Source organism: Salipaludibacillus keqinensis, from assembly GCF_003226325.1.
GTDB classification, from domain to species: Bacteria; Bacillota; Bacilli; order Bacillales; family Salisediminibacteriaceae; genus Salipaludibacillus; species Salipaludibacillus keqinensis.
This window is the reverse complement of the sequence record NZ_PDOD01000001.1, coordinates 1087959-1110201: the sequence shown is the minus strand read 5'-3', so window position 1 is coordinate 1110201 and position 22243 is coordinate 1087959. Positions and strand designations below refer to the sequence as shown.

The window sequence follows — 22243 nt, the reverse complement described above, 5'->3', positions numbered from 1 at the left end:
GGTTAATACCAAACCGCCTTCCCTTGTTTCGCAGATTCATAGGCACATTCGATCATTCTTGACAAAGCGATTCCAGTATCGATATCAAACTCTGGGAGATGTGTTCTCTCAGGTGATGAAACCAACCTTACAAATTGAGCACTGGGCATCTCTTCAGACGCTGGCAAATGATCGTTAGAGACGGCAGTCAATTCTTCATGATCCTGGAGGTGATTGGATTGTAAAAACATCTTGAAATGCCCTGCGCCTTTACCGGTAATCAAGACACTCCCTTCTGTACCGATGATTTCTAGTAAATTATCTAAGCGACTAGATACATAGGATGTGTGCGCCGTTCCAATCGCCCCTTCTTCAAACTCAATGATCGTCGTTGAATTTTCATCACTACCCGTCCCGTATAATTCATTCATTAAGCACGTCACTTTTTTCGGATTCCCGCAAAAATACGGAAGAAGATAGAGGCCATGACAGCCCAAATCCAATGTCACTCCCCCACCAGTCTCTTCTTGATTGAACCAGTAAGCAGGCAGCATTGTTTTATCCACGGCAGCTTGATGGGTTCGCCTAAAATAAACGCCCGTTACTTTCCCTAGCTTCCCCTCTTCTATGAGATCTTTGGCATAGCGGTAAGTCCCATAAACTTTGGACTCTAATGACACAACAAACTTCACGTTGTTTTCATCTATGGCCTCTTTGATCTCCAAACAATCCTCCACCGACAGTGCCAGTGCTTTATCTGAAAAAATATGTTTCTTAGCCTTTGCACAACGGATGATCACCTCTTTATGTATCGTTGTAGCTGCTTCAACTATGACGGCATGAATGGACGGGTCTTGAAGGACCTTGTCTAATTCCGATTCGAATGGCACATCAAACGTTTCAGCCATCGCCTTCCCCCTCAATTCGTCATCATCCCAAACGACCGTTAAGTTCGCTTCTCCTGTGTTTAACGCATCTTGAACAAACCCTTCCGTATGGACGTGCCAGGCCCCCACTAATGCTAGATTTATCATATGCATCCTCCTATAGCTGTTCTTTACTAGATTTGTTTACAAATAATTCTATTTAAAATGATTTTACTTTATCAGTTCACTTCTTGTCAGGTTATTCATTAAATCAATATCATTCATATTTGAGAAGTTGAAAAATCCTCACTAAAGCCTCTCTTTCATTTGCTAGAAACCTTTTTTAGCATTAAGATGAAAATATAGTCAAAAAATGTCGATATATTAAGAGAGGGGAGCTGAATTGAATATGAAAGAACCACATTTCATTACGAAATCAAAGCTTTTATGTCAAGAAAGCGGAATGGATCCGAATGTCATTGCTTCCCCGAAAAAGTTGTTATCCAACGAGGAAATGAAGAATAAAAGACAGTCATATCATGAAATATTGTCGGTCGTTAGTTTCTTCTCTCATAAACTATTGAAATCCTTGGAAGGCACGCCCATCTTGGTCGTCATTTCTGATTCTGAAGGGTATTTGTTAGAAATGGCAGGTGACGAAACTATCAAGCTAACAGTTGAAGAGTTCGGCATTAAAAAGGGGAGCCTGTTTACGCAAGAAGATACAGGAACGAATGTTATTAGCTTGGCATTACAACAACGACACCCAATAAGTTTAATTGGGGAGCATCATTACCATACGTTTCTTCATGAAGTGGCTTGTTACGGAACCACATTCCATTATACAGATGAAGATAATTTACTAGGCAGTGTGTGTATCATGATGCCAATTCAGTTTCAAAATCCCTTGTATTTAACGATGCTATCTCAAGTGGTCGATTCAATTGAGAGAGAGTTACTTCTTAGAAAACAAAACCACAAACTAAATATCATGAATCAAATCATGCTAAGCAGAACGAGGAATGGTATTGTCATCACAGATGAACATGGGGTGACCACAGAGTTTAATGACTTTGCTCAAAAAATTTCAAACCGGAGCCGAGAATCTGTTCTAGGACGGAGCATCTATGATTCAGAATTAACGGGGCATTTTTTCAAACAAGTCATCGAGAAGGAAGCAAAATTTGAGAATGAAGAATTAAACTTTATCAACCAAAACGGAGATCGAGTTGTTTGCTTGTTTGATGCTCAACCCATTTACAGAGATCACAAGATTATTGGTGCTTTTGGGCAATTCAGAGATATTACCGATCGATATTTAATTGAAGAGAAATTTAATTATTTAGCTTTTCATGATGATTTAACAGGTTTACCTAACAGACGCTACATTCAAGACGAAATCGAAAAAGAGATACATAATAACAAACTTGGAGACAAATTGAAGTTAGCCGTTCTATTTATGGATATCGATCGGTTCAAAGTGATCAATGATACTTTCGGTCATTCTAAAGGTGATTTACTGCTTACAGATGTGACAAACAGATTAAAGAATTGCTTGCAACCTAATATTGAACTTGCCCGTATGGGAGGCGACGAATTCATATTTTTGTTTAAAAACTACGAAAATGAAGAAGAAATCGAAAAGCTCGCTAACCTTGTTATAGAGAAATTTCAGGAACCCTTCACTATTAGTTTAAATGAAATTCATATTACTGCTAGCATTGGGATTTCAGTCTATCCTGCTATGCCTATATCATTTGAATCTTTCATGATTTCTGCTGACACGGCGATGTATGAAGCCAAATCTCAAGGTAAGAACCGCTACGTCGTTTACACATCAGATATGTATCACAGCTCTATGGAAAAACTGAAGTTGGAAACCGATCTAAGAAATGCATTGATTCATGATGAATTGGTCCTTCACTATCAGCCCCAAGTTTGCAATCATTCGGGCGAACTCCTTGGCGTTGAAGCATTATTAAGATGGAATCACCCAACGATGGGAATGATTTATCCTGATAAATTCATCTGGTTAGCCGAAGAAACCGGTCTGATTGTTGAAATCGGAAAATGGGTGATCTCAGAAGCGTGTATGCAAAATAAAAAGTGGCAGAAAGATGGGTACAAGCCCATGAAAATGTCTGTCAACCTTTCCTCCGAACAGTTTTTCAGAGCTAGTTTAGTCGGATTTGTCAAAAACGTGTTACAAGAAACAGGGTTGGCTCCTAGCAATTTAGTGTTGGAAATTACTGAATCGATGGCTATGGATTTTGAATACTCTTTAAATGTGCTAAGAAAGTTAAAACGATTAGGTGTGTGCATTAGTATTGACGACTTTGGTAAAGGATACAGCTCATTAAATTACCTCAAGAAATTTCCTATTGATAGCTTGAAAATTGATAAATCATTTGTGAGAGATATTTTAAAAGATGACGACGATGTGAATATCGTGAAAGCGATCATTACATTAGCTCATAATTTAGGATTAAGAGTCATTGCAGAAGGAGTAGAAAGAAAAGAACAACTGGAATTATTAAAAAGTTATGATTGTGATGAAATTCAAGGTTACTTGTTTAGCAAGCCTATTTCTGCAGAAACATTTGAAAGTCGGTACTCTTCTTTATTATCGGATATAAAATTGCTGTGTTAATGAGAGGGATGAAGTTTGTATGGAAAGTGGTGCTTCAATATTAGCTAGGAATTTCAAGGCTTGGGGAATAGATCATATATTCGGTATACCAGGGAAAGCGATCTCGCCATTGATCTTTGCATCTGATCAACACGATATTCAGTTTATATTAAGTAAACACGAGACTGGCGCGGGCTTCTCTGCCGCTGGCTACTCTTTAATGAGTAATAACTTAGGCGTTGCTTTAGGCACATCGGGGCCTGGTGGCACGAACTTACTCACAGCGGCAGGGCAAGCAAAAGCTTCACACGTTCCTCTTCTGATCATTACAGGACATCCCAGTATGAAAGATACAGGTAAAGCTATGGGGCAAGACTCTTCCGTTTTCGGGACCGATTTGGTTGAAATGTTTAAAGCGGTAACGAAATTCAGTGTTCGAGTTGAACGAGGAGATTTATTAGAAATCTATTTACAACATGCGCTGGAAAAGGCAATATCGGGAGTTAAGGGTCCCGTTCATTTATCAATCCCTTTTGATATTTTAATAGAAGAAATCGAACCCTTTCATTTAGAGCTGCCTGTTTTAACTGAACTGGTGTCCCCTTCTATTCGCCATGTATTAGAAAGATTAGAAGCTGCCCAACGACCATTGATGCTTTTAGGAAAAGGTGTTCATTCAAGTAGAGCCTATGAAGAGGTCAGACACTTAGCAGAAACTTGGAATATTCCCGTTATCACCACACCTGGGGGGAAAGGAACATTTATAACCCATCATAAGCTCTCTCTTGGGGGCCTTGGCCTAGGTGGCACGCAAGAGGCGAATGATTATCTAGCTGGTGGCGTTGACTTGTTATTAGTCATTGGAAGTAAGCTCAGTGATATGTCCATCGTCGGACTATCACAAGACGTGTATCCGAAACACTTGATCCATTTTGATTATGAACCTACATTTATTGGGAAAACGATTAATGTTCCGACGACTCCTGTTTTAGGAGACATCCGCTCTAATTTGTCACTCATTCTTGAATATGCGGAAGAACACGATTCAATCTCGTACCTCCTTCCTAAACAAGTGAATACTATCTCGGAAGATCCGGGGACTGAACGAATGTCAGCCGCCACGTCGCTAAAAGTGATTCGAAACGTGCTTCCAGACCACTCGATTGTTTTTGGAGATGATGGCAGTCATTCATTTTATGGCATCAGATATTTTGATATCCATGAGCCTGGTACATTCTATTTCGATGACGTCTTCGGAGCGATGGGGCACGCTATTGGTTATTCGATCGGGGCAAAACTAGCATCACCTGCGCAAACGATTGTCTGTCTCGTCGGTGATGGCTGTATGTTCATGCATGGGACAGAAATTTCCACAGCCTTAAACTATCACTCGCCTGTGCTTTTTATTGTATTAAATAATGGACGGTTAGATATGGTAGAGAAAGGTATGAAAAAAATGATCGGAAAGTCGATTGGTGCCGTTTATGACGCTCCTTTAGATGTATCTATGTTTGCAGAATCGATGGGAGTCAGATCATTTAAATGTCATACACCGACAGACGTTTCCGAATCAATTAATCTATCATTAGCACACATTGAAACGATGAATCAACCAGCAGTCGTCGAAATCTTGGTTGATGAAAACGAAATTCCACCAACGATGGGGAGGCAATAACATGAACAAGGAAGAACGATACGATTTAGGAATAAAAACCCTTAAAAAGATGATTTCTGATGAGTCACTAAACACGATTGGAAATATGAAAAATATCTCACCTGATTTTTGGGACATGATCGTTGGTTTCGGTTATGGCGAGGTCTATGCAAGAGAAGGATTATCTTTATCTAAGAGAGAAATTGTCACCATTACAAGCTTAATCACTCAAGGTGCCTTTGATCAACTAGAGTTTCACATCAGGGCCGCCTTACAAGTTGGCTTATCCGAGAATGACATCATAGAAATTATTATTCAATGTGCTGCCTATGTCGGGTTTCCAAAAGCTTGCCAAGCGATGATTATCGCAGGGAAAGTGTTTCAAGAAAAGGAATAAATACAGCTCATATAACAGAATCGTTTTTGATTTCAGGGAAATCGAAGGGGTTCTGTTTTTTTATGATGATTTTCTGTCAAAGTGTTCCTATGAAGCGTATTCTTCCGTTTAATTCATGGGCTGTGCATCCTCACTCTAACGATTGGAAAATTAATGAATATTATCCAATGAAAGACGCAATCTAATCTGTAGACTGCTGGTGAATGGGAGATGTGTAGGATGGATTCAGTATTGCTTTCACGGATGTTATTCGGGACCTCAATGGCCTTTCATATTATTTTTGCAACATTAGGTGTTGGTGTGACGTTAATGATCTTTTTCGCGGAGATCTTGCATTGGATCAAAAAAGATCGTGACTACGGCGTCATGGCGAAACGATGGACGAAAGGTTTCGCCATTTTATTAGGTGTGGCAATCCCCTCTGGAACGATTGTTGGCGTGATGCTGTCTTTACTATGGCCAGGGTTCATGGAGATTGTCGGGAAAGTCATTGCGGTTCCCTTTCAAATTGAAATTTTTGCTTTTTTCCTTGAAGCTGTGTTTATGTCGATTTACGTTTATGCAGCTGATCGTTTATCTAATGTGATGCGAATTGTCAGCGTTGCCTTTGTAGCCTTCGGAGCCTCCTCTTCCGCTTTTTTAATTAATATTGCCCATTCGTGGATGAATACACCTCGAGGATTTGACGTTGTTGATGGGGCGATCACTGATATAGATCCTTGGGCTGCCGTGTTGAATCCGAGTATGGCTGTAACGTCCAAACACGTATTAGCTACAGCTTATATGACAGGCGCCTTTGTACTTGTGTCCATCGCAGCTTTCAGACTCCTGAGAAAAACGAGCTCAGGACAAGAACGAGCCTATCACAAAAAAGGGTTGATGTTAGCATTGGTGATTGCCCTATTGGCAAGTTTATATACGGCTACAAATGGTCATTCAACAGCAGGTATGCTTCATGAGGAAATGCCGTTAAAATTAGCCGCGGCAGAAGGACTCTTTGAAACACAGGCCAATGCTCCCCTAGCTATTATGGGTATACCTGACGTGGAAGCAGAAGCGGTCGTTGGCGGAATTGAAATTCCAGGAATGTTAAGTTGGCTAGCTACGGGCTCTTCAGATGGTGTAGTCCAAGGCTTAAATGACTTTCCGCAAGATGAGTGGCCGCCATTATTTGTTCATACTCTTTTCAATCTCATGGTCGGGATTGGATTTTCCCTGATCGGAATTGCTGTCCTGGCTTTGGGCTGGGCAATTGTTTTTAGGCGGCGGAATTTGCCTACGTGGTTGTTAGTTGTGCTAGTCACTACGGGCCCCCTTTCAATGCTTGGAATTGAATTCGGCTGGATATTCAGCTGTGTCGGACGACAGCCTTGGACGATTTACGGATTCCAGCTAACGAGTTCGGCTGCTACGAATTCAGGGAATGTGGGTATTTTGTTCTTCCTTTTCATTAGTTTATACATCATGCTTCTCGTCATGACAGGACTTGTATTAAGATATTATTTTGCTAGAAATCCAGTGTATAAGGATCTACAAGCACCACAAGGGGAGGCGTTTTAAAGATGACCGAACCGTACGTTGCCATATTGATTATCTGGGTCTTTCTATTTGTTTATGCGATCGCCGGTGCCATTGACTTTGGTGCAGGGTTTTGGGCGATGTATTATTCGAAAAAAGAAACAAACGCCACGATTCTTGCTAACAGGTATTTGACTCCTTCATGGGAAGTGACGAACGTATTTCTTGTTCTTTTAGTCATCGCCATCGTTGGCTTTTTTCCAGGCGCCGCCTTCTACATGGGGACATTAATGATCCTTCCCTTCAGCTTTGTGCTCATTCTGATTGCCATCAGAAGCGCGTTCATGGTGTTTTCTTTCATTGTGAAAAAATACACGAAATTGCTTGTTTATATTTCAGGAATAACCGGACTATTAATTCCTGCATTAATGATTGCCATTCTTCCTATGGCCATCGGGGGTTTTATCGGAGGTACCGGAGAACGGCAATATATATTATTTGATCAATTGTTTACAAGCCCAACGTTATATACTCATATCGGCTTCGGTTTAACTACTGAGTTGTTTTTATCTGCTCTATTATTGAGCGACTATGCCCGTGAATCAGGCTCTGAAGAAACGTATGCCGTGTATCGAAAAAATGCAATTATCTTAGGACCGATCACGTTGTTTTTTGCAATTACGGCTTTACTCACCTTGATTCCCCAGGCTCCGTGGATGGTAGAAACGATGATCGACATTTGGTATTTATTTGCCTTATCACTTGTAGCTGCCGCCATTGGATACAGCGCCTTATGGTGGCCATCAAAAAAACAAAAGCCTGGACGTGCCAGAGTGGCTGTCATTTTTACTGTATTGCAGTTTGGCTTGGCAAGCTTTGGGTACGGGTATTCACACATGCCTTACATTCTCTACCCCGAACTGACTGTCTTTGACGCTTTTACCGATCCTACAATGTTTAGGTGGCTCTTATACGGCTATGCAGGGGGACTGGCCTTACTTGTTCCTGCTTTCGTCATATTTTGGAGGTTATTTATGAAAGACAAAAAGTATTTGCAAGCTGAGAGTGGTGAGGGGAATGGGTATTAGTCCTTTCTTGAAGTGTGTAATGGAGAACGATAGCAAATAAGGATGAACCTTCGGGACACTCTTCTCAACCAACTTGTTTTCTTTGAGGAATAGGCGTGTTCAAAAGACAAGTTTCAACGTGATTTAAATCAATAGCATAAACAGACGTCCAAACGTCCACTATAAATAGTATAAAGTTATTTTTGAAGGGGAGGCAAAGCTTATGGAGGAATCAGACCAAGCCGTTGAAAAACGATTTACGGCAGCCGGTTTGCGGCCAGAGCAGCTGGAGAGTCTCATCGCATTTGAACAAGATTTCAGAAAATCTACTCACAAAGATATTGTCCTGATTGCTTATGAGAAGGATGACTTGCGTTGAGAAATCTTAATTGAACTGAATGCCCTAAAAGAGGAGGTAATGGCATGAGTGACAAAAAAGATCATATTAAGAAAAACATCAAAGCTGAACTAGGTGGCATGAGCCTTTATGGTACGACCAGCAATATGGAAGTAGAAGGATATGAAATGTCTGGCGATATCGAAAACGCTGGGCAGCTTGATAAAGGGTTCAAACGGAACAAGGAACACGACGGTGAAGTGGCTGATTTCATTGTAGACGAATTACCTAAAGAAAAGAACAAGGACGGCGGCTATGTACTTGATCATGTGGATGATGAAGATACAGAGTCTCAAACGAGAGAAGACAATATCAATCATTAGGAAGAACCGTTAAAGTACTCCTACCTTGGAGTACTTTTTTGTATATCAGCTTTATTTAAATGGATCTATTTTCTTCACACGAAAAAAATCCTCTAATACTTGGCTAAGATACTCATATGGAGTGGTCTCCACCTGTCCATATCCTTTCAGTGTATAAATATGAGTGGCATTTGGTAATTCCGTGCGTAACTGCTTTCTTAATTTCTCCCCTGCTTCATCGGCATCCACAAGAATATATACGTCCAAATTCTCTATAGGATAAATGAGTGTCTCCAGTTTCTCTTCACTTAAAGTTCCATAAGTACAAATGACTTCCACAGGTTCATCAAGTAGGAATTTCACCCTCTTCCGGTCATTCTTTCCTTCAACAATTAAAATTTTATCATCCATGATCTTCATCTCTTTTCTCAGGTTGTTTTCAAGTTTTACTGGCAAAAATCGTCTTCAGGCACCTTACTCCACCCTATTTTTACAAATTTTAATGATCAATTCAATACTTGCTTTTCTTGGAGTAGAAAACATGTAAACGTTCACAATTTTGGCACACTATTTCTGTAGAAAATAGGTTATTATATAAGTAAGAAAAGAAAACAGTTAACCTCTTAGGAGACTCAGCCATGCGGTTGGTTCCCATAAAAACCAACAATTTCAAAATCAATCTGAATGGACACAGCACTGGTAGCAAGATGAAATATGATTTATTTACGAGGCTGTGAGACTCTTCATTAAAAGATTGTTTTGAAAGCATCTGCAACAAGGTGAAAAATCATTTAGGTATAGTTGTTGTTTTCATTGTTCGTCCAGAAGAAAGAATAAGGATCCGCTCCTCTGGAGTGAATGCACCAAATCGGATTGATCCATCCACCTTCGAGGACAATGCAATGGAACACTGCTAACTTCCTTTTCCAACGCACCTTAAAGCAGAAAGGTGATCAACGGAAGCAACTCACTTTTCATCTGAAATTCACGAAAAGTAAGCATGCCGGTTCTGAATCAGGAGCCATAGTTGAGTCAAACAATGAGATTGAAAAGTGAAATGGTTGGGTCCCCTAAGGTGTTAACTTAAAAGCCATCCTCCAAATTTGGAGGATGGCTTTTATTGTGTCATTCGCAAGACCCTTAAGTTCGCTTTACATTTGTCATTTTTATTTTACTCTTAGGAATTGCTGGAATTTCGGTCATACTAAACGATAAATCTTGTTCAGGCAAAGTATAGTCGAGATGATTCACGAGATAATTTAAACTTTCTTTTAGAATATCGATCGTAATCCACTCTCCTGCACAACGGTGCCCTATATCAAATTCTCCTCCGCCTTGAGGAATGAAATTAAACGGGCTTCCTGACCATTCCGCAAATCGTTCCGGTTCAAACCGATCTGGATTGTCCCAATCATCTGGATGATGGTTAGTTCCATATAAATCCAGTAGCGTTAACGTATCTTTTTCAAATGTGTACCCTTCCCACGTAAACGTCTCTTTGACTTTCGCTGCAGTAAAAGGGAAGAATGGGTAATAGCGCCGAACTTCTTGAATAAACCATTGGAGTTTATCCTCTTCACCTTCGGCCAACGAAGTGACCTTTTCTGGATATTGATTGATGGCTAAGCCAGTAAAGGCAATATAGACTGAAATCGCCACGATTGGACGAAGAAGGTTAATTAATTCCACTGCAACGATGTTTTCGTCCAACAACTTCCCTTCATGGTCTTTATGCCAGGTAAAGGCATATAAAGCTCGTCCTTTTTCAACTTCTCGGTCATTCGATCGTACTTCTTCAACTAACGTTTCAATCCATTTTTCTGCCTTGGAGCGTGCTCTCCATCCTTTAAAATGATTCAAATTCACTTCTGCCGGTGTCTCAAACATTTCACTGAGTAGATCTGCTCTATCTTCTACTTCTTCTTCTTTTAAAGGAACGCCTGTCCATTCACAGGCTACTTTCGTTAATATTTTTTTCACTTCTTCGTAAAGGACAATCTCGTCTTGAGACTCCCAGTCTTTCGCAGCTTTTTCCCAATGGGTTTTCGTCAGTTGTCGAATTTCTTTTAAATCATCTTTAGACATTAACGACATAAACATCGCTTTACGGTGTCGGTGGGCCTCACCGTCCAAGCCTTGAACACCCCCTTTGCCAAAGAGAGTTTTTTGGACAGGTTTTGGAGCAGCTCCTTCCCGTTTAAACTTATCATTGTCATAAAATACTTTAGCCGCTTCACTCCCAGAAAGGCAAATTGCTTTTTCTCCTAACAACTTTGTCTCAAATACATTCGATTGCATCGTATGACGTCGGTTAATAATAAATTGATAGCCCTCCTGTAAAAGGCTTAAAGTGTGGTCTAATCCTTTTTCTTTCGGCATGTTTTTTTGATTACTCATACAATCCCTCCAAGATTTCATTCATAACTTCATGCACCCATAGTTATTCCACTATAATGGGTCAGTAAAACCTTTTATTAACAGTAATATCAGCAATAGCCAATCCCAGGTTTCGCTTATATTTTGCCCGGCTTCAGAAAACAATAATGAAAAGGAGGGATCACGGTGAGTACTAAAAACAAAACCATTTCAGGCACGGACATTGAGGAAGTCAAACGATTGAATAGCAAATCAGGATTAACTTACAATGAAGCCAAGGCTGCATTAGCTAGTCAGAAACAGATGAAGCAACAAAAACCATAATTAACTCCCCCCCCTTCGTACGTTTAAACTATGTTCAAAGGGGGGGAGCCAATACGTATATTAATAATGACGTTAGTCCAATCAAGTGATAAAATTCAAACGCTTTTTGCTTCCCGAATAGATGTTTAAAAACGTGGTCATGATCTCTAGTGCTTTTAAGTTTGGCTGCATACATGACCGAAGAAAAAGCTCTTACGAACCCAAATAACAAACCTAGCCAAAACCCAACAAAAGGTGTGAGAAACAATCCTATATACACATACATCAACCAAAAACTCACATATGGAATGTATGTAAATACTCCTGCACCAAGTATACTCCCCCATATCGTCATATTAAGAAATGGTGAACGATCAACCCACGATGGCGGAACTTGCCACTTTCGTTGAGGATGGGGCACTTGAACTATACCGACGCTCTTTAACAGGTAGACACCTAGGATCACGCTAAATAAGATCCCCTGAACATGATCAGGTACAAGGAAGGCCCCGACATGCACCATAAGTGAAATCACCAATCCAAATAAAGCACCTGCGAGCAAACTGACGAAAATATAAGTCAATGATTTTAGCCAAAAATAAGTGAGTTTTCTTCCCTCACCGAGGGAGGCAACCGCCAAGGTTACGTTCATCCCTCAGGGCGTTCGAGTAGAACTAACTCCAGACACGACCGCCAAAAAAGCGAGCATTGCATATTCCATCATTTTTCACCTACCAATCCATGAAATGAAAACACCCACAATCGGCGGGGGAAGGTTGAAACGGTGAATTCCAACTAGGCGTGCAATCACAACAGATGATATTACGGCCTCGAAATGTATCACACCAACATCCTGTGACTCTATACCCCCAGCTGTGAGAAGGCTGAAATCCCTCCGGACATCGTCCCTCTAATCCCATCCCTTCGCTACACTCCTTGCTACAAAACTGACCATTCGGCAGATTACAATATCCTTTATATACCTGGTGTTCACACCAAGAGGGCTGAGCTTTTCGAGATCCTGTGAATCGTGAAGAAAAAAACGTCATCATTCGAAAAAACCAACTAGAAAAAAACTGATCCATATCCATCGTTCTACTCGTCTTCCTAGCTATGTCAGCAAAGAAGCTCTTTTGAATCAGACCTTCTATCATCTTTCTTCCTCCTCCACGATTTTTTGTTCATTCACCAGTAACGTGCCAATCATCTGGTCGATTTGTTGTGCGTTACCACAAAGTCCCTTATCTTTTATCAACCCGTCATCGAGAGCGAAGGCAAATGGCGTCACCCTTACCTGAAAACGATTGAATAATTCTTGGTTACGATCCCAAAAGCGTTCTCCATAAATGATTTTTTTCTCTATGAGAGTGTTGACCTCATCCTCTTCTCCGACAAAGACAACACAAAAATGGACTTCATCCTTGTATGTTTCATACTTGAGATTCCAATCTTCTACTAACTCCTCACATGGTTTACAGCGAGGTGAAATAAACACCAAAAGAGTCGGTTTATTACCTGCATTATTAATCGACACTAATTTATGATCAGAAAGTGACCACGCTTGAACAGAAGGGATCTTTTTTCCTAAAGCCAATCCGTCTCTAGCGATCGATTCACCAGTGCTTAAATAAACTTGACCAAATTGACGGAAGATCAGGAACAGACAGAAGAACGTGATGAGTTGGCTAAACAATAGAAACACAATGGCATAAATCAGTAATTCCTCCATCATCGTCTCCTCTCCTTTCATTTTCCTAAGCGAGCCATATTTTCTTTGTAAATGAACCACATTTTTTGTGAAAATAAAAATAGAATTGTTAGTCCCGTGCCAGTTATTACGGCAGGCACAGTTATCTCCAACAGAACATAAGAGTGCATCACAGCTACAAATCCCACTAGAATGAAGAGATAAATAATTTTGCCCCCCGTAAAGCGATCCACCTCTGCCTCCAATAATCGGCCATAACAACTGCAACTGATCTGTTTCCCCGTCCTCAACACACTCCTGACGGCATAGCTAAATAGAGTCAATAACACGATGATCACTAAGATCCCATAAAGACGTGAATGATGATAAAGAAGAAGACTCGCTCCGATTAATTCTATTAAAGGGATACAACCACCGAAAAGAATGGCTAAGCGCTTAGGTAATAATTGAAATTGTTGAACGGATTGCACAAATAATTTAATTGAAATGAGTTTTGTTACCGCCGATAAAGTAAAGAGACTTACTAGGTGAATGACAACAACACTTGCCAGCAACGGCTGCGCCTCCCTGACAATCGATTTATTGTTATAATTTATGAAAATTAAATAAAAAAGTGCCTGACCCCCATTGCGTTCATGTTTCACCGCAATGGGGGTCAGGCACCGACAAAGAGTTATCCTCGTGGAAAATAATATGCTTTTCGTTTGATAAGAAGGCTGAATGTGACAAAGGCGACGAGTGACAAGACTACAGGAATAACCACAGCATGAACACCTAATAGATCTCCATAAGTAGAATTGTATTGAAAAATAACTATATACGAGACAATCCCCGTGATCATGGAAGCAAGAGCACCATATTTATTTCCATACTTCCAATAAAGTCCTAACACGACTGGCCATATAAACGCCGCTTCCAAACCACCAAAGGCAAATAAATTCAGCATAATGAGTAACTCAGGTGGATTGATTGCTAAGAAGAAGACACCAATTCCAAGGGTTCCAGTTACCCCCATGCTCACCTTCATAATGTGCTTATCTGATGCTTCTGGTTTTACATAATTAAGGTAAACATCTTTTACAACAGAAGAACTAACTAGTAATAATAACGAATCTACGGTCGACATCATTGCCGCAAGTGGCGCTGCTAAGACGAGACCGGCGAGCCAACCTGGTAACACTTCAAGGGCAATCAGTGGAATCACTTGATCTGCCACCTCGATCCCCGGAAGTACAGGTCTAGCAAAAACACCGATTAAATGCATATTAAGCATGATAAATCCAACGACAATCGTTCCTATAATTAGCGCTCTATGCATTGATTTTGCGTCTCGGTAAGACATAGCTCGGACCGCAACTTGCGGTAACCCGATGACCCCGACGCCAACAAGAATCCAAAAGGAAGACACATAAAGAGCTGTAAGCTGGCCGTCTTGGCCGTAAGGAGTTATTAAATTCGGATTCTCATTCATTAGATCCGAGAAAATTTGATCAAGTCCCCCACCTGCAATCACAACGCCAATAAGTAACAGCAGCGTCCCAACAAACATAATTACACCTTGAAAAGTATCTGTCATTGCTACCGCTCGAAATCCACCGATAATGACATAAATTAACACCGCAATCGCAAATACAAACAAAGCCGAGGTGTAAGTTAAGCCCGTAATCGACTGAATCAAATAGGCCCCGCCGATCCACTGGGCTGCCATGGCAGCGAACAAAAAGATAATTATACTCAAAGCCGAGAGCAACACAACCGATTTACTTTGATAACGCTCTTTCAAAAAATCTATTAACGTGACTGCTCGGTATCGTCGCGCGACTATGGCGAATTTTTTTCCTAACACTAACAGAACAAAGTAACCTGTAGCAACTTGTGTCATCGCTAGCAATACCCATCCTAAACCAATCGTATAGGCAGCTCCCGGTCCACCGAGAAAACTTGAAGCACTTCCATATGTGGCAACCATCGTCATCGCTAGCACAAGCCCGCCTAGCTCTCGGCTACCTAGAAAATAGTCTGTGATAAACGAGCTTGATTTCACCATTTTCCGGTTGGACCATACACCAATGAAAAAAATGACGACTAACAAAAGCACTAACGGAAGCAACACATCCCAATTCATGATGGGTCACCCCCTTCTTCACGTTCCTCTTCTTCATTTTCTAATGACATATCTACGAGTACAAACTTAACAACTATGACAACAAGGATCACCATCACAACAAACCCCGCAATGCAACTCCAAAAAAACCAGGCAGGAAAACCTAATATGTATGAATATTCTTCTGGTGGTTTCGAGCCTAAGGAATAAGCAAAACCATACCACCATGCTATATTAATCACCGCAAGCAGGACACCGATCCACGCCTCTCGATGGGCAATTTTAAACCGTCGTTCCACCGGTTTCGTCGTATCACTCATGTTGAACCCCTTTCTTCACAACTCTATGTTTACCTTCAGGAAGGTAATATTGAGAAAAGTATGTGGTGACCGTCGTTAACTACCCTTTACCTTGTAATCATTACCTTTTAAGATACCTTCTGTCAAACGAGATGCTAGTTGCTAGTATTTAGACTAATCATAAATGTAGGTGCGAAGAGCGCTCCCCATGCACTCTTCTCATCTGTATTTCATGAATTGAAAGATCCATTGTTTGATGGAGAAAGCTACTACAAATAATGAAATTGCGACGACCAAGGCTATTAATCCTCCCATTTTATCTCCTCCAATAGAGTAGGTTTTCCCTAATATAATAAAGTTTACCACGGGAAACTTATTTAACTTATTATATACATGGAGGAAGATTTTGGAACAACTTTTTCATCGTTTTATTCAATAGGGCGTTAAGGTATATCAACCTAGACCAGTCATTTTCTATTTTTTTAAAATCAAAAATAGAATATAAAAAAAGTGCCTGAGCCCTTTTCGAAATTTGACGGGACAGGCACTTTGTTCTAGCTATAGCATTTCTAAAAAGTAGACTAAATTCATTACCGGTAATTAATGTACTGAACAGGAATAGGCAAATCAGCCTCTCTGATCGCTGCAATGACGGTCTGTAAGTCATCACGATTTTTCCCACTCACGCGAATTTGATCATCTTGAATTTGAGTCTTTACTTTCAGACCTTTTTCTTTAATCAATTTCGTAATCTTTTTTGCATTATCTTTATCGACGCCTTGGACTAGCTTTGCTCGTTGGCGCACCGTTCCGCCCGATGCTCCTTCTAACTTTCCGTAATCAAGACTCTTCAGAGACACCTCTTGTTTAATCAACTTGCTAACTAATACATCTTTTAATTGATCCATTTTGAATTCATCGTCTGACACGAGCACTAACTCTTCTTTTTCTAGAGAAAGCGTACTTTTGCTACCTTTAAAGTCATACCGATTTTGAATTTCCTTCGTTGCCATCACAACAGCATTTTGTACTTTTGAAAAGTCTACCTTAGATACAATATCAAATGAACTCTCTTTAGCCATTATTTACCTCCGATTCGTTTGTCAACATTATTATAGATGATTTCGACTTGGCCTTCAACAGCTTCTCGACACAGGCTATTGCCAAGTTTGAAGAGTTTCTGGGAAAATTTAAACTATGATCGTTTTTTCAACAAAGGTTTATTCACATCTTTTAAGCCGACCAATCCTAAAACAGTCAATAAGATTTGTTGAGGTCCGTAGTAAGAATCTGTGGGATCAAAATATTCATCAAGAGTATGAACGCCGCCAAATTGGCCTCCCCCTCCTAAAGTTACGGCCGGAATTCCTAAACTGATTGGAACATTGGAATCTGTACTGGTGGGTCCTGCTAGAGCCGGTTGATAACCGACGGCATCCGTCGCGGCCAAGGCCGCTTGGACGATTGGTGCGTCCTCCGATTGGGAACCAGCGGGTCGGTCGCCTACTAGTTTGCTTTCTACCGTTATCGTGTCTGTGTCCCACCGTTTGTTTTCTTCGTCAGCTGCCTCATTAATAATACCTAGAACCTTCTCTTCTAACTTGGTTAACTCTTCGGGAGAGATGGAACGTAAATCAATCAGCATGTTCGCTTCGCCTGCAATCGTATTAACAGAGGTTCCTCCAGAAATGGTCCCGACTGTAAACGTCGTTTTCGGATCTTCTGGTGGGACAATAGCTGAAATCTTCGCTACGGCCCGTCCACAGGCATGGATCGCACTTGGTAAGCCAAATTCACCAAAGCTATGCCCGCCAGGCCCCCGATACGTGACAGAATACCTTCGACTACCTGTCCCTAAGTAGATCGTTCGAGATGGTGAACCGGGTTCAATGGAGATAAACCCATCGATATCGTTACGCTGATTGAAGAAGGCCTTCACTCCGTTTAAGTCTCCTAGTCCTTCTTCACCAACCGTTGCACCAAAGAGGATATCTCCCTCTGTTTCAACATTGAAGTTTTGAAGGGTCCGAAGAATCGTCAAAACAGCCGTCAGGCCTCTCCCGTCATCTGAAATCCCTGGGCCGTAAACCTTCCCATCTTTTCTTGTCGTTTTTACATCGGTGCCTTCAGGAAACACGGTGTCTAAATGAGCACACACAACCAACGTTGGTCCATTCCCTGTTCCTCGCCTTACACCAAAAACATTACCTGTTTCATCCGTATGTACACCTTCTAAGCCTAATAGCTCTAACCTTTTTTTATACTCCACACCTTTTTGTTTTTCTTGAAATGTCGGTGCAGGGATCTCTGTCAAGTCTATTTGCTCTTCTAACGTATGTTCATTCTCGCTTTTAATAAATGTAAGACTATCTTTTACCACTGTTTGTTTCAAGAGTGACTCATAAACTTTTTTAATCTCTTTATCTAAAATCGCTTCGCTCATCGAATCCCACCTTGTGTCTGTTTGTCTTTTATTGTATCAAATAATAGCATGGTTGGTTAATAGTGTTCTGGTCGGTTCCGGTGACGTCGGTTCCGGTGACGTCGGTTCCGGTGACGTCGGTTCCGGTGACGTCGGTTCCGGTGACGTCGGTTCCGGTGACGTCGGTTCCGGTGACGTCGGTTCCGGTGACGTCGGTTCCGGTGACGTCGGTTCCGGTGACGTCGGTTCCGGTGACGTCGGTTCCGGTGACGTCGGTTCCTGGAACCTCGGTTCGCGGAACCCTCAAAAAATCCTCTGAACTGGGGTTCAGAGGATCATCCATGACGAAGTCTTTTAAACTAACAAACTAAACTTTCACTCTGTGCTAAATCGTTCGGACGGTGACAATTCCTTCGATTTGTTTGATTTGTTCTTCCAGACCAGGAATGATGTCTCCGTTTACTTCACTATCGATATCGATCATCGTATACGCATAATCTCCTCGGCTTCTGTTAACCATGTCTGCGATATTCAAGTTGCAGTTGGAGATCGCAGAAGAGATTTGACCTACCATGTTCGGGACATTTTTATGAAAAGCAGTCACTCGACGCTTTCCTGTATAAGGCAACGATGCATTGGGAAAGTTCACTGAGTTTTTAATATTACCGGTTTCTAGAAATTCCTTCACTTGGCGGGCTGCCATAATCGCACAGTTTTCCTCTGACTCCTTCGTTGAAGCACCTAGGTGAGGAATTGGAACGGCATTCTTCATTTTCAGCACTTGGTCGTTTGGAAAATCGGTAATGTACTTACCCACTTTTCCAAGTTCGAGAGCAGCAGCCATATCTTGATCATTGATTAGACCATCACGTGAGAAATTTAAAATATGAACGTCAGGTTTCATTAAGCTGAACGTTTTTTCGTTAAACATTTCTTTCGTGTCATCTGTTAATGGCACGTGTACGGTAATGTAGTCGGAATGGGCAAAAACCTGTTCAATGGTCATGGCACGATGGACATTTCGTGATAAGTTCCAAGCCGTATTTACAGAGATGAACGGGTCAAATCCAATGACTTCCATATCTAAGTTGAGGGCATCATTCGCCACGAGGGCGCCAATCGCTCCTAACCCAATAACGCCTAACGTTTTACCTTTTATTTCTTTTCCAACAAATTGCTTCTTGCCTAATTCTACTTGCTTGGAGATTTCATCCCCTTCGCCTTCCAACGTTTTCACCCAAGATAATCCGGCAAACAGATTTCTTGAAGAGGCCATTAAGGTCGTTAACACAAGTTCTTTTACGGCATTGGCATTAGCTCCAGGCGTATTAAACGCAGCTATTCCTCGCTCTGTGCACTGGTCAACTGGAATATTGTTTACACCTGCTCCTGCCCGGGCAATGGCTTTTAAGTTGCTATTTAAATCCAAACTGTGCATATTGAAACTGCGAACCACGATAGCGTCGGGGTTTTCACTATCATTATCAATGGTATAGTCGCCTTGATTAAATACATTCAATCCTGTATCGGCAATATTGTTTAACGTTTTAATTGTTTTTGTCTGATCTAATGTTAGTGTACTCATTAAAAATCTCTCCTCTGGTTGTCTGATAGTCAATTCCTTGATCTGTTTCATCCCATTCTCTTAAAACGAGCTATATTAAGTATATTCTTTCAGCGATCCCCCCTAAAAATAAGCAGAAAAAGGCAAGGGAAGTTAATCCCTTACCTTTGCCCAGGCGAACGGCTATACGATAACTATGTGCTCCCTCACGGTCATCCGTGTTCGCCAGTTACACATAGCCTTTTGATTTCTCTCATAATAACAGATTCTAACCCTAGCTACAAGGTTTAAATTCAGAAAAATCAATTTAATTATTTTTTCTATCGAGGTAACCAATGTTTTGATGCAAAAAAATTATAAATGAACCGTTACATCAGCATCTTCTCGTAAGTCTTCTACGAGCGTTTGAGCGGCTTCAGCTTCTTTTTCAGCTTGAACATGGTTTTCTAGTTCAGGTTTCATTTCTTCAAATGATGGAATTTCCGTTTCTTCACCTTCTGCTCCACCCATTTGTTCTTGTTGAGCGACCATTTCATCGTAAAGTTGTTCAAGTTCTTCATCTGAAGGTTCAGCGTCACCTGTTTCGCTGGCAAGCAATTGATCGATCTTCACTTGCGTTTCAACTTGAGACATGACTTCTTCTTCATCCATGCCTTGATCTTCTAATGCGGCTAGGAATTGATCTTGAGATTCCATACCGCTTTGAGCTGCGATTTCATCTAAGGTTTCGTTGATGTCTTCTTCTGTAGCATCATAGCCACCGCTGTTTGCTTCTTGGATAAGAAGCTCTGTTCCGATCATTTCTTCTACTGTTTGCGCTTTTAACTGCTCTTGATCAACCTCCTCGCCGGTCATTTGCATTTGCATCGTCATTTGCTGGAATTGTCCAGAGTAAGTTGCTTCAAACTCTTCACCTGAAATCTCTTCCCCATTCACTTCCGCAACAACATCCGGAATGCCTTCTAAATCTGGTTCAGGCATATCTGGCTGAGCACCTTCTTCGCCTTCCATTGCAACTTCGTTTGCAGATTCATTATCTTCAGCAGGCTCTTCTTGTTGCGTTTCAGTAGCCTCATTATTATTGTTTCCTTCAGTATTTCCTTCATTGGGTTCATTGTCATTTCCGCAAGCAGCTACTACTGATACCGTAGCAGCGAGAGTTAGTGCTGATAACCATTTTTTCTTCATTCGTCATTCCCCTTTCAAATAGATCTTGGTGAATATTCTAACATAACAATATTCCATGTAAACTCATATGTACGATATTAAAACACCATGTACGAACATCTTATCTCTAAACGTCATCTTTATAATCATGTGCTGTTTTTTTTGAAATGAAGATGAGCGCCATTCTCATCCTTTTCAGCATGCTTTATTAGTGTCATTTTTGTTTTGAACAATGTCCATCACGAACTAACGTTGTAAAAGTGTGTAATATCCTCTTATCACATCTCATATAAGAAATGAGGGGCGGGGATGCTCTATGTAGTAGCCCCCCGCCAAAAAGACGTATAATTAGATTCTTTTTTCGGACACGACTTCACAAACCTGTTCATACATCTTGTCTACACCTTTAGACGATGCTTCAAATGAGAAGGCACTGTCCCTTGAAACCCCCATGTTTCCTGCCTCTTTCGCAGCATCAATGTTTGCGCCCATGAAAATAAACTCCCAATTGTATTTCGTTTGCTGATGATGGATCAATTCTTTTACTTTCTCATAGGTGAACTCGCGGCTCGCGTTCTCCATTCCATCGGTAGTAATGACCATGATCATCTTTCCAGGGCGTTCCTCCTCTTTTGTTTTTGACAATCGTGCACCCACTTCAAGAATTGTTTTTCCTATGGAATCCAAGAGAGCGGTAGTGCCTCTAACATAATACTCCTTTTCTGTTAGAGTCACTTCGTTTGCAGATACACCATTCCAGAGAATTTCATAATGATCATCAAACAAAACGGTCGTCAGGGTCGTCTCTCCTTCATGCTTGCACTGTTGTGTAATAAACGCATTGAAACCTCCAACGGTGTCCCGCTCCAGTCCAGCCATGGATCCACTTCGGTCTAGTAAGAATACAATTTCAGTTCGTTGGTTATTCATCTTCATCATCCTCCTTTGTTATTGATATAATCATAGCTAAGATGATCTACGAATAGGTCGCCTTGAAAGCGACATTCCAGGGAGGTTGAAGAAATGCTTGATCACAAGATTCTTAAAGAACTAGAAACATATTTGGAAGAACATCTTAACGGGGTTGAGTTTCTCTTGTATGAAAATGAGAAGTTTTCAGAAGAGAGAATCGAAGAAGAGAGGACGCTGACCGATTTAGAAGACTTTATTGAAAAAAACGGCAGCCCTCTTGGAATCAGATGTTGTTTCGGTTCATTGACAAAAAAGGGCTCAGTGACCCAGACATATACAAAAAGGCCGGACTGGATCGGAAGCATTTTTCGAAAATACGCTCCAACCCCAATTACCGGCCTGGTAAAAACACTATATTAGCTCTTGCTTTTGCTTTAGAGTTAAACCAACAGCAAGTAGAAGATCTACTCAGCTCAGGTGGGCATTCATTATCATCCTGTCATACGAGCGACTTAGTCATCCAGTTTTGTCTAGAGAAGAGCATCTACGACATCGATGACGTGAACCAAGCTCTAGACT

At 41.0% G+C, this 22243-nt stretch carries 24 protein-coding genes and 1 riboswitch; of the genes, 10 read left to right on the top strand and 14 right to left on the bottom strand.

Annotated features, from left to right (window positions below; all coding sequences use genetic code 11):
• Positions 1–2: 2 nt before the first annotated feature.
• Positions 3–1013, bottom strand: coding sequence for a Gfo/Idh/MocA family protein (locus tag CR194_RS05630; RefSeq protein WP_158282183.1), 1011 nt, complete (start codon positions 1011–1013; stop codon positions 3–5).
• A gap of 241 nt (positions 1014–1254) precedes the next feature.
• On the opposite strand from CR194_RS05630, the gene CR194_RS05625 reads away from it, so the two are divergent.
• The 7 genes from CR194_RS05625 (at position 1255) to CR194_RS05600 (ending at position 8830) form a co-directional block, all read left to right on the top strand.
• Positions 1255–3495: an EAL domain-containing protein gene (locus CR194_RS05625; RefSeq protein ID WP_199228140.1), complete on the top strand. Its 2241-nt coding sequence runs from the start codon at positions 1255–1257 to the stop codon at positions 3493–3495.
• Positions 3496–3514: 19 nt separating this feature from the next.
• A complete protein-coding gene (locus tag CR194_RS05620; RefSeq protein ID WP_110608625.1) occupies positions 3515–5149 on the top strand; it encodes a thiamine pyrophosphate-binding protein in 1635 nt (544 codons plus the stop codon).
• Position 5150: 1 nt separating this feature from the next.
• Positions 5151–5525: a carboxymuconolactone decarboxylase family protein gene (locus CR194_RS05615; protein ID WP_110608624.1), complete on the top strand. Its 375-nt coding sequence runs from the start codon at positions 5151–5153 to the stop codon at positions 5523–5525.
• 219 nt (positions 5526–5744) lie between these two features.
• Positions 5745–7085 (top strand): cytochrome ubiquinol oxidase subunit I, encoded by a 1341-nt coding sequence (locus tag CR194_RS05610; protein ID WP_110608623.1) that lies wholly within the window; start codon positions 5745–5747, stop codon positions 7083–7085.
• Positions 7086–7087: 2 nt separating this feature from the next.
• Positions 7088–8131, top strand: a complete 1044-nt coding sequence (locus CR194_RS05605) for a cytochrome d ubiquinol oxidase subunit II (protein WP_110608622.1) — start codon at positions 7088–7090, stop codon at positions 8129–8131.
• A gap of 202 nt (positions 8132–8333) precedes the next feature.
• Positions 8334–8489, top strand: a complete 156-nt coding sequence (locus tag CR194_RS20205; protein ID WP_158282182.1) for a hypothetical protein — start codon at positions 8334–8336, stop codon at positions 8487–8489.
• A 44-nt stretch (positions 8490–8533) separates the two neighbouring features.
• The gene (locus tag CR194_RS05600) at positions 8534–8830 is read left to right on the top strand and encodes a hypothetical protein (RefSeq protein ID WP_110608621.1); all 297 of its coding nucleotides are present in this window, start codon (positions 8534–8536) and stop codon (positions 8828–8830) included.
• Positions 8831–8881: 51 nt separating this feature from the next.
• Here CR194_RS05600 and CR194_RS05595 read toward each other — a convergent pair whose 3' ends face one another.
• On the bottom strand, positions 8882–9220 hold the full coding sequence (locus CR194_RS05595) for a toprim domain-containing protein (RefSeq protein WP_110608620.1): 339 nt from the start codon (positions 9218–9220) through the stop codon (positions 8882–8884).
• A 368-nt stretch (positions 9221–9588) separates the two neighbouring features.
• Between CR194_RS05595 and CR194_RS20200 the strand changes: the two genes are divergently transcribed.
• Complete coding sequence (locus CR194_RS20200; RefSeq protein ID WP_158282181.1) at positions 9589–9726, top strand: hypothetical protein; 138 nt, start codon at positions 9589–9591, stop codon at positions 9724–9726.
• A gap of 223 nt (positions 9727–9949) precedes the next feature.
• On the opposite strand, the gene CR194_RS05585 is transcribed toward CR194_RS20200, so the two are convergent.
• Positions 9950–11206: a cytochrome P450 gene (locus tag CR194_RS05585; RefSeq protein WP_110608618.1), complete on the bottom strand. Its 1257-nt coding sequence runs from the start codon at positions 11204–11206 to the stop codon at positions 9950–9952.
• A 165-nt stretch (positions 11207–11371) separates the two neighbouring features.
• On the opposite strand from CR194_RS05585, the gene CR194_RS20395 reads away from it, so the two are divergent.
• On the top strand, positions 11372–11509 hold the full coding sequence (locus tag CR194_RS20395; protein ID WP_199228124.1) for a hypothetical protein: 138 nt from the start codon (positions 11372–11374) through the stop codon (positions 11507–11509).
• A gap of 34 nt (positions 11510–11543) precedes the next feature.
• On the opposite strand, the gene CR194_RS05580 is transcribed toward CR194_RS20395, so the two are convergent.
• From CR194_RS05580 to CR194_RS05525, 11 genes are all read right to left on the bottom strand, one after another.
• On the bottom strand, positions 11544–12071 hold the full coding sequence (locus tag CR194_RS05580) for a hypothetical protein (RefSeq protein ID WP_158282180.1): 528 nt from the start codon (positions 12069–12071) through the stop codon (positions 11544–11546).
• A 567-nt stretch (positions 12072–12638) separates the two neighbouring features.
• Positions 12639–13220 carry a TlpA family protein disulfide reductase gene (locus CR194_RS05570; protein ID WP_158282179.1) on the bottom strand — a complete coding sequence of 194 codons (582 nt, stop codon included), beginning with the start codon at positions 13218–13220 and terminating at the stop codon, positions 12639–12641.
• A gap of 14 nt (positions 13221–13234) precedes the next feature.
• Positions 13235–13750 (bottom strand): MauE/DoxX family redox-associated membrane protein, encoded by a 516-nt coding sequence (locus CR194_RS05565; protein WP_158282178.1) that lies wholly within the window; start codon positions 13748–13750, stop codon positions 13235–13237.
• A 119-nt stretch (positions 13751–13869) separates the two neighbouring features.
• Positions 13870–15321 carry a sodium/pantothenate symporter gene (gene panF, locus CR194_RS05560; RefSeq protein WP_110608613.1) on the bottom strand — a complete coding sequence of 484 codons (1452 nt, stop codon included), beginning with the start codon at positions 15319–15321 and terminating at the stop codon, positions 13870–13872.
• Positions 15318–15620 carry a YhdT family protein gene (locus CR194_RS05555; protein ID WP_110608612.1) on the bottom strand — a complete coding sequence of 101 codons (303 nt, stop codon included), beginning with the start codon at positions 15618–15620 and terminating at the stop codon, positions 15318–15320. Before CR194_RS05555 ends, panF begins: the two co-directional genes overlap by 4 nt.
• Before the next feature lie 569 nt (positions 15621–16189).
• Positions 16190–16681 carry a YajQ family cyclic di-GMP-binding protein gene (locus tag CR194_RS05550; protein WP_110608611.1) on the bottom strand — a complete coding sequence of 164 codons (492 nt, stop codon included), beginning with the start codon at positions 16679–16681 and terminating at the stop codon, positions 16190–16192.
• 113 nt (positions 16682–16794) lie between these two features.
• On the bottom strand, positions 16795–18042 hold the full coding sequence (locus CR194_RS05545; protein ID WP_110608610.1) for a M20/M25/M40 family metallo-hydrolase: 1248 nt from the start codon (positions 18040–18042) through the stop codon (positions 16795–16797).
• A 28-nt stretch (positions 18043–18070) separates the two neighbouring features.
• Entirely contained in the window at positions 18071–18364 is a 294-nt protein-coding gene (locus CR194_RS05540) for a pentapeptide repeat-containing protein (RefSeq protein ID WP_110608609.1), read from the bottom strand.
• Between the two features lie 42 nt (positions 18365–18406).
• Positions 18407–19606: a phosphoglycerate dehydrogenase gene (locus tag CR194_RS05535; protein WP_110608608.1), complete on the bottom strand. Its 1200-nt coding sequence runs from the start codon at positions 19604–19606 to the stop codon at positions 18407–18409.
• Positions 19607–19747: 141 nt separating this feature from the next.
• Positions 19748–19828: riboswitch (ZMP/ZTP riboswitch) on the bottom strand.
• A gap of 111 nt (positions 19829–19939) precedes the next feature.
• The gene (locus tag CR194_RS05530) at positions 19940–20773 is read right to left on the bottom strand and encodes a SurA N-terminal domain-containing protein (protein WP_110608607.1); all 834 of its coding nucleotides are present in this window, start codon (positions 20771–20773) and stop codon (positions 19940–19942) included.
• 327 nt (positions 20774–21100) lie between these two features.
• Positions 21101–21682, bottom strand: a complete 582-nt coding sequence (locus tag CR194_RS05525; protein ID WP_110608606.1) for a vWA domain-containing protein — start codon at positions 21680–21682, stop codon at positions 21101–21103.
• 93 nt (positions 21683–21775) lie between these two features.
• Here CR194_RS05525 and CR194_RS20490 point away from each other — a divergent pair, with 93 nt between their 5' ends.
• On the top strand, positions 21776–22084 hold the full coding sequence (locus CR194_RS20490; RefSeq protein WP_233254240.1) for a hypothetical protein: 309 nt from the start codon (positions 21776–21778) through the stop codon (positions 22082–22084).
• Positions 22085–22243: the final 159 nt, after the last annotated feature.

Excerpts from the sequence above, each read along its gene's own strand:
- CR194_RS05630 (WP_158282183.1), bottom strand. The coding sequence starts at position 1,013 with ATGATAAATCTAGCATTAGTGGGGGCCTGGCACGTCCATACGGAAGGG.
- CR194_RS05625 (WP_199228140.1), top strand. The coding sequence starts at position 1,255 with ATGAAAGAACCACATTTCATTACGAAATCAAAGCTTTTATGTCAAGAA.
- CR194_RS05620 (WP_110608625.1), top strand. The coding sequence starts at position 3,515 with ATGGAAAGTGGTGCTTCAATATTAGCTAGGAATTTCAAGGCTTGGGGA.
- CR194_RS05615 (WP_110608624.1), top strand. The coding sequence starts at position 5,151 with ATGAACAAGGAAGAACGATACGATTTAGGAATAAAAACCCTTAAAAAG.
- CR194_RS05610 (WP_110608623.1), top strand. The coding sequence starts at position 5,745 with ATGGATTCAGTATTGCTTTCACGGATGTTATTCGGGACCTCAATGGCC.
- CR194_RS05605 (WP_110608622.1), top strand. The coding sequence starts at position 7,088 with ATGACCGAACCGTACGTTGCCATATTGATTATCTGGGTCTTTCTATTT.
- CR194_RS20205 (WP_158282182.1), top strand. The coding sequence starts at position 8,334 with ATGGAGGAATCAGACCAAGCCGTTGAAAAACGATTTACGGCAGCCGGT.
- CR194_RS05600 (WP_110608621.1), top strand. The coding sequence starts at position 8,534 with ATGAGTGACAAAAAAGATCATATTAAGAAAAACATCAAAGCTGAACTA.
- CR194_RS05595 (WP_110608620.1), bottom strand. The coding sequence starts at position 9,220 with ATGGATGATAAAATTTTAATTGTTGAAGGAAAGAATGACCGGAAGAGG.
- CR194_RS05585 (WP_110608618.1), bottom strand. The coding sequence starts at position 11,206 with ATGAGTAATCAAAAAAACATGCCGAAAGAAAAAGGATTAGACCACACT.
- CR194_RS05570 (WP_158282179.1), bottom strand. The coding sequence starts at position 13,220 with ATGATGGAGGAATTACTGATTTATGCCATTGTGTTTCTATTGTTTAGC.
- panF (WP_110608613.1), bottom strand. The coding sequence starts at position 15,321 with ATGAATTGGGATGTGTTGCTTCCGTTAGTGCTTTTGTTAGTCGTCATT.
- CR194_RS05555 (WP_110608612.1), bottom strand. The coding sequence starts at position 15,620 with ATGAGTGATACGACGAAACCGGTGGAACGACGGTTTAAAATTGCCCAT.
- CR194_RS05550 (WP_110608611.1), bottom strand. The coding sequence starts at position 16,681 with ATGGCTAAAGAGAGTTCATTTGATATTGTATCTAAGGTAGACTTTTCA.
- CR194_RS05545 (WP_110608610.1), bottom strand. The coding sequence starts at position 18,042 with ATGAGCGAAGCGATTTTAGATAAAGAGATTAAAAAAGTTTATGAGTCA.
- CR194_RS05540 (WP_110608609.1), bottom strand. The coding sequence starts at position 18,364 with ATGGATGATCCTCTGAACCCCAGTTCAGAGGATTTTTTGAGGGTTCCG.
- CR194_RS05535 (WP_110608608.1), bottom strand. The coding sequence starts at position 19,606 with ATGAGTACACTAACATTAGATCAGACAAAAACAATTAAAACGTTAAAC.
- CR194_RS05530 (WP_110608607.1), bottom strand. The coding sequence starts at position 20,773 with ATGAAGAAAAAATGGTTATCAGCACTAACTCTCGCTGCTACGGTATCA.
- CR194_RS05525 (WP_110608606.1), bottom strand. The coding sequence starts at position 21,682 with ATGAATAACCAACGAACTGAAATTGTATTCTTACTAGACCGAAGTGGA.
- CR194_RS20490 (WP_233254240.1), top strand. The coding sequence starts at position 21,776 with ATGCTTGATCACAAGATTCTTAAAGAACTAGAAACATATTTGGAAGAA.